General features: G+C 54.4%; 12 protein-coding genes. 11 read left to right on the forward strand and 1 reads right to left on the reverse strand.

All coding sequences use genetic code 11. The features are described 5' to 3' along the window. The 11 genes from JU82_RS10290 to JU82_RS10340 all read left to right on the forward strand — a co-directional run. The coding region (locus JU82_RS10290; RefSeq protein WP_037950275.1) for an HlyD family efflux transporter periplasmic adaptor subunit at positions 1–236 on the forward strand (236 nt) is incomplete at its 5' end. After that, on the forward strand, positions 233–1369 hold the full coding sequence (locus JU82_RS10295) for an ABC transporter permease (protein ID WP_037950278.1): 1137 nt from the start codon (positions 233–235) through the stop codon (positions 1367–1369). The genes JU82_RS10290 and JU82_RS10295, both read left to right, overlap by 4 nt. After that, complete coding sequence (locus tag JU82_RS10300) at positions 1370–2065, forward strand: ABC transporter ATP-binding protein (protein WP_037950283.1); 696 nt, start codon at positions 1370–1372, stop codon at positions 2063–2065. It begins immediately after the preceding gene. Positions 2066–2173: 108 nt separating this feature from the next. Continuing rightward, positions 2174–3085, forward strand: coding sequence for a VWA domain-containing protein (locus JU82_RS10305; protein ID WP_294892834.1), 912 nt, complete (start codon positions 2174–2176; stop codon positions 3083–3085). Continuing rightward, positions 3082–4611 carry a VWA domain-containing protein gene (locus tag JU82_RS10310; RefSeq protein ID WP_037950286.1) on the forward strand — a complete coding sequence of 510 codons (1530 nt, stop codon included), beginning with the start codon at positions 3082–3084 and terminating at the stop codon, positions 4609–4611. Before JU82_RS10305 ends, JU82_RS10310 begins: the two co-directional genes overlap by 4 nt. Continuing rightward, positions 4592–5707 carry a BatD family protein gene (locus tag JU82_RS10315; RefSeq protein WP_037950289.1) on the forward strand — a complete coding sequence of 372 codons (1116 nt, stop codon included), beginning with the start codon at positions 4592–4594 and terminating at the stop codon, positions 5705–5707. Before JU82_RS10310 ends, JU82_RS10315 begins: the two co-directional genes overlap by 20 nt. Continuing rightward, positions 5704–6651, forward strand: coding sequence for an AAA family ATPase (locus JU82_RS10320; protein ID WP_037950291.1), 948 nt, complete (start codon positions 5704–5706; stop codon positions 6649–6651). The genes JU82_RS10315 and JU82_RS10320 overlap by 4 nt, the downstream gene beginning before the upstream one ends. Positions 6652–6746: 95 nt before the next feature. After that, entirely contained in the window at positions 6747–7511 is a 765-nt protein-coding gene (locus JU82_RS10325) for a DUF58 domain-containing protein (protein WP_294892835.1), read from the forward strand. Beyond that, positions 7508–7906, forward strand: coding sequence for a hypothetical protein (locus tag JU82_RS10330; protein WP_037950293.1), 399 nt, complete (start codon positions 7508–7510; stop codon positions 7904–7906). Before JU82_RS10325 ends, JU82_RS10330 begins: the two co-directional genes overlap by 4 nt. Further along, on the forward strand, positions 7854–8642 hold the full coding sequence (locus tag JU82_RS10335) for a hypothetical protein (RefSeq protein WP_294892837.1): 789 nt from the start codon (positions 7854–7856) through the stop codon (positions 8640–8642). Before JU82_RS10330 ends, JU82_RS10335 begins: the two co-directional genes overlap by 53 nt. Then, the gene (locus JU82_RS10340) at positions 8639–9814 is read left to right on the forward strand and encodes a hypothetical protein (protein ID WP_037950298.1); all 1176 of its coding nucleotides are present in this window, start codon (positions 8639–8641) and stop codon (positions 9812–9814) included. Before JU82_RS10335 ends, JU82_RS10340 begins: the two co-directional genes overlap by 4 nt. Here JU82_RS10340 and JU82_RS10345 read toward each other — a convergent pair. Beyond that, positions 9811–10646 (reverse strand): prephenate dehydrogenase (locus tag JU82_RS10345; protein ID WP_294892838.1); only part of this gene is annotated, 836 nt, incomplete at its 5' end. The genes JU82_RS10340 and JU82_RS10345 overlap by 4 nt on opposite strands.

A 10646-nucleotide genomic window follows, 5' to 3' on the forward strand; every position in this document is an offset into this window, starting at 1 on the left:
TGGATGAGGCTCAAAGCGGAGCGTTGAAAGTTGGGCAGAGGGCAACGGTTACCTTGCGCTCAGAGAGCAAAAAAGCCTATACCGGCGAAGTGGTTCGGATCGGAGTCGAGAGTGACCGAATCACCGAAGAGAGAATCGTATACATTCGGTTGCTTGCCTTGCCGCAGACGCTTCATATCGGAGAACAGGTCGAAGCGCGTATCGCACTGAGCGCCCAAAACGGTATAACGCAATGATCAATCTCGCACAGCGCGATATAGCCCACTCTTTGGGGAAGTTCGTCACCACCGCTTTGGGGGTAGGGCTGCTGGTCGGAGTGGTACTTATCATGATCGGGGTCTATAGGGGTATGGCACACGATGCGATGATCGTTCCCAACGATATCGCTCCCGATTTGTGGGTCGTCCAAAAAGATACGTTAGGACCCTTTGCCGAAAATTCCCGTCTTCACGAAGATCTCAAATATGCCCTTCGCGGGTTTAGCGGGGTCAAAGAGGTGTATCCGCTGACGTTTCAGAGCTTGCAGATTACTCAGGGGACCAAACCGATCCGTATTTATGCCCTCGGATATGAAGCGGGAGGAGACTTCACCCCCTATGCGCTGGTTGAGGGCAGAGCGATAGCCATACCGCATCAAGAGGTCATCGTCGACACAAAAACCAATTTCAATCTAGGCGACAGGATCAAGATAGGACGCAACAGCTATAGGGTTGTAGGGCGTACCCATAAAGCGGTCTCCTCCGGCGGTGATCCGATGATCTATATGGATCTGGATGAAGCACAGGAATTGCAGTTTTTATTTAGCAATGAACAGATACGCAATGACCGTGCCCGTGGAGGAAATGCGGCGTCAATCGATACCGTTAATGCGTTTGCTCTGCAACTCGCCGAGGGGCACAATTCTGCAACGATAGCCCAAGAGATTGCCAGATGGAAGCATCAGCAGGTTTATACCGCCGAGGAACAAGGGGAAATTCTGACCAAAAATTTGATCGAACGTTCCGCCAAGCAGATCGGAATGTTCACGGTGATATTGCTCATTGTCTCCTCCGTCATCATTTCACTGATTATCTACACGATGACAATCGGCAAGATGAAAGAGATCGCTATCTTAAAGCTGATCGGTGCGTCTAATTTTACAATTACGAAAATGATCGCCCAGCAATCGCTTCTGCTGGGGATTTTGGCATTTATAGGAGGCAATGTTTTCGCCCATGCGAGTGCTGATTATTTTCCCAAAACCATTATTTTAATTCCTGCCGATGCACTGAAACTTATGGTGGTTGTTATCATCGTGAGTATTTTGGCATCGTTATCGGGGATCCGTACCGCACTTCGGATCGATCCGGCCAGTGCGATCGGGGGATAAATGAGACGTTCGGTTATTAAAATTGAAGGGCTTCAAAAAACTTACGGCAGCGGAGAGAGCGCCGTTCAGGCCATCAAAGAAGCGAGCTGCGAAATCTACTCAGGAGAGACGGTGGCATTGTTAGGCCCTAGCGGTTCGGGTAAAACGACACTCATTACGATGATCGGCTGCATCACCGAACCCACAAGCGGGAAACTCTATTTGAACACCCAATTGGTTTATGAGGGAAAATGGCAGGTCGGCGATACACGGAAATTGCGTCGGGAAAACATCGGATTTATCTTTCAATCGCATAATTTAATTCCTTTTTTAAACGTACAAGAAAATGTGACGCTGGTTCCGCAGATGAACGGGGTTGGCGATAAAGAAGCCAATGCCCGAGCGGTGGAGTTGCTCGAATACTTAGGCGTCGGAGATAAGCTTGATAAAATGCCCTCTCAGCTCTCAGGGGGACAGAGTCAGCGGGTTGCGATTGCCCGTTCTCTGGCCAATAACCCGAAAATTATTTTAGCGGACGAGCCGACGGCGGCATTGGATGCGGAGAGGGCGCTTTCGGTGATGCAGCTGCTGAAAAAGCTCTCAACGGAGCAGGAAGTAGCGATTGTCGTGGTCACTCATGATGAGCGGATGTTGCCGCTGTTTGATCGGATTTTGCGGGTTGAGGACGGATACGTGAGGGAGGATCCGAAGTCGTAAGGACGTAGGTTTTCAAATGTTGTTACCGAAAGAAATACGTATAAAGTCGCTTTTGGATATTTTTGTGATAGATGCCCGAAACAGCAGTGTAAAAGGTATAATCCCCGTATGAATATCTGGTCGTTTGATTTTGCATGGGCATTTTTGGCGCTCCCTCCGCTCCTCTATTGCCTCTACCGCTGTAAGATCGCTGCAGAACCGCGCTACTTTCCCCATCTGCATTTTTTCGGCACTCCGGGCAAATGGCGCAATCTGGATTGGCTGCTCAAAACCCTCGCGGCGGCGCTGATGATCGGCGCGCTCGCCACGCCGATTGTGATCGACTACGCCGATCCGCGCAACCGCAACGGGATCGATATCGTCCTCTCTCTGGATGGGAGCGGGTCGATGAATGCGTCGGGTTTCGGCGGAGACGAGAACCGTCTGAGCCGATTCGAAATCGTCCAGCGGATCGCGTCGGATTTTGTCATGAAACGCCTCGAAGATAACGTTGGGGTCGTGCTGTTCGGGGATTTCGCTTTTATCGCGACCCCCGTGACGTACGAAAAAGAGATCGTTTCCGAGATGATCGGCTACCTTTCCCACGGGATGGCGGGACAGAACACGGCGATCGGCGAGGGGGTCGCGATGGGGGTGCGGGCGCTGCGGGATTCCAAAGCACGTTCCAGAGTCATTATTCTACTCACCGACGGGGAACACAACAGCGGCTCGATCTCTCCCAAAGAGGCGGTGGAAATGGTGCAAAAAGCCGGAATCAAGCTCTACACGATCGGGATCGGCCCCAAGGGAGAGTTCGACAACGCGCTGCTTGAACAGCTCGCCCGCGACGGCGGCGGGAAATATTTCGCGGCGGCCAATGCCAAAGAACTGCAATCGGTGTACGACGAGATCGACACGATGGAGCGCTCGTCGATTAAAAGCGAAAGCAATACGCTCGAAGAACATTATTACCAATGGCCTCTGGCCGGCGCTCTGGTGCTGATCGCCTATCTGCTCTGGCGCCGAAGGGGGGGAGCATGATTTTTCTCTCGCCTTTGTGGCTGATCGCCCTTGCGGCTGTCGCAGTGTATTTATGGGGTGTCAAACGGTACGGTTGGAGAATACAGGGGTGGCTGGTGCTTGCGGCCGTGATGGTGATTCTCGCCCTCTCCCGTCCGGCGGTATCGCAAAAACCGCTCAAGGTGGAAGAGGGGGGAAGCGACGTGATTCTCGCCGTCGACGTCTCCTATTCGATGCGTGCGACCGACTTTGCCCCCAGCCGTCTCGAAGCGGCCAAGGCGATGCTTCGCAGCGTTGTCCGCTCCAACCCCAAAGAGCGCTTCGGGGTCATCGCCTTCACGACGAGTGCGATCGTCCTCTCGCCGCTGACCAAAGACCGCGAATTGCTCGAACATCTCTTTGATTCTCTCGACGAGTCGCAGATCATCACGAAAGGGACCCGCGTCATGAGCGCCCTAGAACTCTCCCGCAAGATGTCGCATGCAGAGCATCCGACAATCATCTTGTTCACCGACGGGGGGGATGAGGCGCAGTATGAGAAGGAAGCCGATTACATACGGGAAAACGCCCTCGCCGTCAATGTCGTGATGCTGGCGACGGCGGAAGGGTCGACGATCCCTACCGAGGAGGAGGCTTCTTTCAAGGACGAGGAGGGGCACATCGTCGTCACCTCCCGCAACGACGCGATCAACGTGCTCGCCGAGGCGGGCGGGGGGCGCGTGATCCAGGGCAATGACATGAGTGCGCTGAACGACGTTATTGTGGAAGGACGCAGGGACGATTTTAAGGGAAGTTCGACGATCATCCGCTATACCGAGCTGTTTTATATCCCGCTGCTGATCGCGGTGTTCGCATTTGTTGCGGCGTTCACGACCGTGGGAGAAAAAATTTCCAAGCGCTTTTTGCCGCTGCTGGCGCTGATCGGTATTTCGGCACAGGGCGGGGTGCTCGATTTTGCGTATCTGCACCTGGCGCACACCGATTACGTACAGGGGAATTTCGAACGCTCTGCCGCATGGTACGACAAAGTAGAAGGGAACGAAGCGCGCTACAACCGCGCCAACGCCCTCTACAAAGCGGGTAAATATACCGAAGCGCTGGCGCTGTACCGACAGATCCGCTCCAACGATCCTCTCTTCAAATCGACGCTGTTTTACAACATAGGCAACTGCCACATACGGCTGCAGGAGTTTGAAAATGCCCGCAACGCACTGCTCAAATCGCTGAGCCTGCGCTACACGAAAGCGGCTGATGAGAATCTGCGCGCCATTGCCGGCGCGGCGGAGAAGCAGACCCTGAACGTCCGCAAAGAGAAAAAAGACCAATTCTCCAAAGAAGAGAACGCCCCGACCGGCGAATCCAAACCCTCCAAACAAGGGGGCGGGAGCAACATGCAAACCGATATGGCTTCCGGCGGCGGAGGAGACGAAGGGAAAAAAACCGAGGGAGATGCGCGGTTGTCTATGGCTCAGGGCAAAGCAAAACTCAGTTCGCGCCAGTACGAACTGATCAATCAAAGGAGTGTGCATGAAACGAAGCCTTGGTAGGCTCTTGGCGGTTTGGCTGGTTCTGAGCGCAGCAGTGTTCGGTGCAAATTATCAATGGAGCGTCCTCAAATCGCCCGCATCGCTGCGGGTAGAGGAAGCGGGGGTCGTACAATACCAATGTACCTTTTCGGATAGTGCCGCTGAATATACGATTGATTTCAAGCCCAAAAGTACCGAAGCGTACAAAGTCGAGGTGCTGACCCAGCGCGACCGCGTGACGTCGGGGAAACGGATACAGACGTTCGACGTTCTGATCACCCCGCTCAAAACGGGGGAATTGAGCGTCGCGCTCAAAGCGCTGGTGCGCCATACGACGTTTGCCTCGATCGAGAACGCCACCATCGGGCGCGATAACGTCAAGCGGTACGATTTCATCGACGAGAGTGCTGCTTTGCCGATCGTTCGGATACGCGCTGAAGAGAACAGCGCCGATCTGACCGGGCAGATCACGCTGGAGGCGAAAATCGACAAGAACATGGTCCGCGCCCATGAGCCGGTTCATCTGAGCCTTTATCTTCGCGGAAAAGGGAATTTGGATCGTTTCGTTCCGTATGAGCTCAACATCAGCGGGGTCAAGGTGTTTGCCGAAGCACCGCAGAAAAATCTGACCCCCTCCAGCGAGGGGTTTGACGGGGAGATACGTCAGGAATTCGCCCTCGTATCCGAGAAGAATTTCGTCATTGCTCCGTTTGAGCTGAGCGTATTCGACACCGCATCACGGAAAATGCTCACTCTCAAAACTTCCGCGTTCGCGGTGGAAGTAGGGGAAGGGTACGAACCGCAGATGCTCCTCGATCCACCCGATCTGAGCGATGGCGCGACGCTTAAGCGCTACGGCCTGTATGCGGCTCTGATCGTGCTGGGGGCATTACTCTGCGAAACGGTGCGCCGATTGTGGAAACGTCGTCCCCGCCGTCGTCCAAAACAGTTCTGGGACGGGGCCAAAAGCCACAAAGAGCTGGCGATGCTCCTCGCCCTCTCGGGAGACAAACGCTACGAAGAGGTGATTGCCGACCTGGAAGAAGGGCGAGCCGGTTTAAGTGAAGCCAAAAAGAAATTGAGTACACTACACACACCAAACGAGGTATCGAAATGAACACTATGATTAATCAAATACGCACCGAAGTCGCCAAGGTGGTCGTCGGTCAGGAGAAGATGATCGACGGGCTGCTGATCGGACTTTTGTGCGAAGGGCACATCCTGATCGAGGGGATTCCGGGACTGGCGAAAACGACGACGGTCAAAGCCCTCTCCCAGACGCTGGGTCTTGGATTCAAACGGGTACAGTTTACCCCCGATCTGCTTCCCAGCGACATTTTGGGAGCGGAAGTGTACGATCCGCAGAACAACACGTTCAAAATCAAGCACGGCCCCATTTTTACGAACCTTCTCCTTGCCGACGAGATCAACCGGGCTCCGGCAAAAGTGCAGTCGGCGCTGCTGGAAGTGATGCAGGAGCGGCAGGTGACGCTGGGGGACGAGAGTTTCAAACTGCCGCCGCCGTTTCTCGTTATGGCGACCCAGAACCCGATCGAAAACGAAGGGGTTTATCCGCTCCCAGAGGCGCAGCTGGACCGCTTCATGCTCAAAATCAAGGTGGGTTACAACACCCCCGAAGAGGAGCTCTCCATTGCCCGTCGCGTCGCGTCGGGGGTCAATGAGGCGATCCATGCCGTGATGGACGCGCAGGCATTGATCGAGCTGAAAGAGACGGTTAAAAAAGTGCACATCGACGAGGAAGTCGAGCGGTACATGATCGATCTGATCACCGCGACGCGCGAACCGGAACGCTACGGCCTTGCGGAGATCAAACGCTACTTGCAGTTCGGCGCCAGCCCCCGCGTGAGTATCGACATGTTCAAAGCGGTCCGCGCAGAAGCGTTTTTGAAAGGCAAAGAGTTCGTGACCCCTTCGGACATTGCGGCGATCATCAAGGAGCTGATGCGTCACCGTATCGTCCTCTCCTATGAAGCGGAAGCCGAAGGGGTCACCGCCGATGAACTGATCGAAAAAATCATCAAAGCCGTAGCTATACCGTAAAGTTTGGAACGCCGAAGGAATAAAATCCCTTCGACTACGCTCGCCGCTATGGCACTGAAGCTTGCCTCTGTCGAGGCAGAAAATAAGGTTTATGAATGGAAAAAAGCCGCCATATCCTCTTGAAAGCGCGACGCCAGATCATCGGTGATCGGATCGGAAACAACCCTTCGATGTTTCGGGGGGAGGGATACGATTTCATCGAGCTGCGTGAATACGTCCCCGGCGACGACACCCGCCATATCGACTGGAACATCACCGCCAAGATGCAGCGCCCGTTCGTCAAAGTGTTTCGCGAGGAGCGCGAGCTCTCCGTCGTCACCGTCGCAATGCTGGGATATTCGGCGATCAGTAACGGCGATGTGTTCACCCACATCAATTTCGGCGAAACGCTGGAAGAAGAAGTGCGCTCCAGCAAAAAACATTTTGCCGTCGCCCAAAGCGTCGAGAAGGTATTGGAAACCGAGCTTATCGGACGGCGCGCCGATTATAATGCGATGGCATCTACCCTCTACAAGAGGCTTAAACGCCGCTCACTGATCGTCGTCATCGGCGATTTTTTCGAGATTCCCGATCTGCGTCTACTGGCGAAAAAACATGAAGTCGTTGCCATCGTCGTCCGTGACCATGCGGAAGAAAAACCCTCCGCTATGGGATTTACGGCCCTCATCGATCCCGAAACCGGCAGCGTCCTTGAGGGGGATTTCAACGAACGCAACGTCCGCCGGTACACAGAGAGGGTCCGAGAACACGATTCGGCATTGTTCGAGCGCTTTCGCAAAGACGGCGTCCGTGCGACGAAACTCTATACCGACGCGGCCGCACTGGTGACGCTTCGACGGTTATTCGAGGGGAGATTATGAGCCGATCCGTCGATATTCCGGTACACGACATCGCACCTTTGGTCGAGGTCGTCGATTACTCGCTTTATTATTTTATCTTGCTCCTCCTCGTAGGAACGGCCGTTGTTCTCAGCCTCTTTTTCTGGTGGATGAACCGACGCCGAAACCGACGCCCCGATCCCCGTAAGAGCGCGTTTGAAAAACTTGCTTCGATCGATTTGGGCGATTCGAAGAAGGCCGCCTATACGATCTGCGAAATCGGGCGGATGTTTGAGCACGACAACGAGCGGACGCACAAAGCGTATCATAATCTATTCGATCGGCTGGAGCGGTATAAATACGCACCCCGCGTAGAGCAAATCGATGAAGAGACGATCGGATACTATCGCCTCTACCTCGAGATTATCGATGCTTGAGGGGCTTTCGTTTCAGTTCCCGAAACTCGGCTTTTTGCTCTTTTTCTTCCTCGCGTGCGAAGCGCTTTGTCCCCTTCGTTCCAATCCGATCTATTTTCCGAGACCTTTTTTATTCGGCGGCACGGAGGTGAGAACCCCCTTGTGGCTCTGGATCGCCAAGTGGGCGATGATCACGTTTTTGATTATTGCGGTGATGTCCCCCGTCCGCGAAAATGAGACGGTACCTTCCGGGGGATACGATGTTTTGCTGATAGCGGACCCCGCGTCGGCGGATTTGAGGGTGAAGGAGCAGATTGCACGATTCATAGCGCGGCGTCCGCAGGATCGGATTGCGTTGTGGATTCCGGCCAAAGAGGAGATCATCATTCCCTTGACCCGCGAGCACAAGCCGCTTGCCGACATCCTCGCACAAGTGCGACAGGAGAAAGCGCAAGGGGCTGTAAGCACGCAAATCAGCCGCTTTTTTACAACCTCGTCCGAAGGGAGCGGCTGGGCGGTGATCCTCTCGGACGATCCTGCAAAATTTGTCTATTCGTTGCCGGTGGGCATACAGACGTCCGTCGTTATGCCCGGTACCGATCCGAAATGGGGCGCGCGGCTTGATCGGGATCATCCGCCCTACACTGTCCAAAGAGCCGGGCGCTATTTTGAATACTATTACGTTTACCCTCTCTTTTTGGGGTTTGTGGCGATGCTCATCTATTTGTACGGGCGCAATCAGAAAGGGCTTGCATGAGTTTTGCCTTTTTGCACCCCGAGTTTTTTTTCTGGATGGTTCCTCCCGTCCTGATGCTGTTTTATTTCTGGCAGACCCAAAAACCGCTTCAATCGCATTGGCTCGGCGAGAAGGTGCTTGAAAAGCTTCGTGCGCCGGAGACGACGATGGGATTAAAAGCGCGCAATCGCCTTTTTCTGATCGCCGCTTTGGCGCTGATCGCTGCAATGGCGCAACCCGTCGCGATCGATAAAGAGACGGCTTTCACTTCTGCTGCCGAAGTGGTTTTGCTCATCGAAACGGGCAGCGGCGACCCCGAGTCATTCGAACGGATGAAAACACTCGGCAGCGAGCTGATCGGGAGCCTTTCGGGAGAAGAGATCGCCGTACTGGCATTCGATACGCAGGTGTATCGGATCGCGCCGATGAGCAACGACGGCACGCTTCTGGCGTACCTCGTGCGTCATCTTCCCCGCACGGCTCGCGAAAGTGATCCCTCAGCCGTAATAAACACGCTCTATCCGACGCTGAAAGCTGATGCGCTCATCGTCGTCTCCGAAGCTTTTGAGAGCAAAATATCCGTGCCGTTTGCACTGTTGAATGAGCGAAGCGATATCGAGCCGATCGCGCAGGCAATAAAACGTCTCAAAGAAGCCAAGCAGCTCAAACATCATGTGCCTCTTTTCTTTTACCCGCTGGCGCTGGCGATGTTGCTCATCTGGATCGCCCTTTCGTCGATGAGCGCCCGTCGCAGCGTAACGGTCGCTGCCTTGATCGGCATCATGGGGATGTCCGAAACGCCTGTGCGAGCCGATATGTTCGATTTTCGCACGCTGCACGAAGCAAACCGTGCGTATGAGGCCGGAGAATACGCCAAAAGCGCCGATTTATTCGGACGCTATCAGCGTAACCACGATTCTGCGCAGGTGCGCTACAACCGTGCCAATGCCCTCTACAAAGCGCAACGCTACAAACAAGCCGAGTATTGGTACAAGAGGGTGTATACCGACGATCCGGTATTGGAAGCAAGACGCCGTTTCAACCTTGAACAGGCCCGGGTACAGATCGAAATGCAGCGTCGGCGTTCGGGAGACGATCCGTTGAATCCTAGCGATTCGGAAACGCCGAAAGAGGAGATAAAAACGGAGGCGAAGCCGCTCGGAGGGTTTAAGACGCGGCTGTATCCGTATTAGGAAAAAATCTCGTAGAGCTTGTTGGCCCCTTTCATTTCGCGGCGCAATGAAGCGTAGTCTTCGTTTTTGAGTGCCTCTTTGAGGGTTTTGAGTTCTATTTCGAACAATTCGACCGCTTCGAGAACATTCTGGCGGTTTTGGCGGAAAATATCTTCCCACATGGCCGGCGAACTTTTGGCCAGACGGCTCATCGAGCGAAATCCCCCTGCGGCGAGGGCAAGAATGTTCTCTTTTTCTTCCTGCGCCAGTACCGTATTGGCCAGCGCGTAGGATATGACGTGGGGCATATGGCTGATGAAGGCCGCATGGCGGTCGTGCTGTGCGGCGCCCATGGTGTGCACCTGCATCCCGATGGCACGGAAAATACGCAAAGCGATGTCGCGCTGGGTATCGCCGCTGTGTTCCAGGTCGCACAAAACGACGACTTTTTCGGAATAGAGTCCCTCAAGGGCGGCGCTTGGGCCGAACTGCTCGGTTCCCGTCATCGGGTGGGCGGCGACGAAATTGCTGCGGATCGAGGAAGGAACGGCATCGACGATGAGGGCTTTGGTACTTCCCAAATCGATCAGGGTTTTATCGCTGCCGCTGAGGTCGATCGACTCTTGCAGCAAAGCGATGACGCCGTCGACCGGTACGGCCAAAAAGATGACGTCGCAGGAGCGTTTGAGCTCTTCGAAGGATACGAACCGTTCCACAAGCCCCCGTTGCAGCGCGATGCGCTGGTGTTCGCTATTGTGGTCGCTTCCGACGACGGAGTTGACAAACGAGAGGTGTTTGAGGGCCATCGCCATCGATCCACCCATCAGTCCAAGCCCAACGATACCTATCTTCA

Origin of the sequence: Sulfuricurvum sp. MLSB, from assembly GCF_000747095.1 — a bacterium.
In the GTDB taxonomy this organism is placed as follows: Bacteria; Campylobacterota; Campylobacteria; order Campylobacterales; family Sulfurimonadaceae; genus Sulfuricurvum.

Bases quoted from the DNA above. Each gene is read 5' to 3' on its own strand.
- JU82_RS10295 (WP_037950278.1), top strand. From the start codon at position 233: ATGATCAATCTCGCACAGCGCGATATAGCCCACTCTTTGGGGAAGTTC.
- JU82_RS10315 (WP_037950289.1), top strand. From the start codon at position 4,592: ATGAAACGAAGCCTTGGTAGGCTCTTGGCGGTTTGGCTGGTTCTGAGC.
- JU82_RS10335 (WP_294892837.1), top strand. From the start codon at position 7,854: ATGAAGAGACGATCGGATACTATCGCCTCTACCTCGAGATTATCGATG.
- JU82_RS10310 (WP_037950286.1), top strand. From the start codon at position 3,082: ATGATTTTTCTCTCGCCTTTGTGGCTGATCGCCCTTGCGGCTGTCGCA.
- JU82_RS10325 (WP_294892835.1), top strand. From the start codon at position 6,747: ATGGAAAAAAGCCGCCATATCCTCTTGAAAGCGCGACGCCAGATCATC.
- JU82_RS10305 (WP_294892834.1), top strand. From the start codon at position 2,174: ATGAATATCTGGTCGTTTGATTTTGCATGGGCATTTTTGGCGCTCCCT.
- JU82_RS10340 (WP_037950298.1), top strand. From the start codon at position 8,639: ATGAGTTTTGCCTTTTTGCACCCCGAGTTTTTTTTCTGGATGGTTCCT.
- JU82_RS10320 (WP_037950291.1), top strand. From the start codon at position 5,704: ATGAACACTATGATTAATCAAATACGCACCGAAGTCGCCAAGGTGGTC.
- JU82_RS10300 (WP_037950283.1), top strand. From the start codon at position 1,370: ATGAGACGTTCGGTTATTAAAATTGAAGGGCTTCAAAAAACTTACGGC.
- JU82_RS10330 (WP_037950293.1), top strand. From the start codon at position 7,508: ATGAGCCGATCCGTCGATATTCCGGTACACGACATCGCACCTTTGGTC.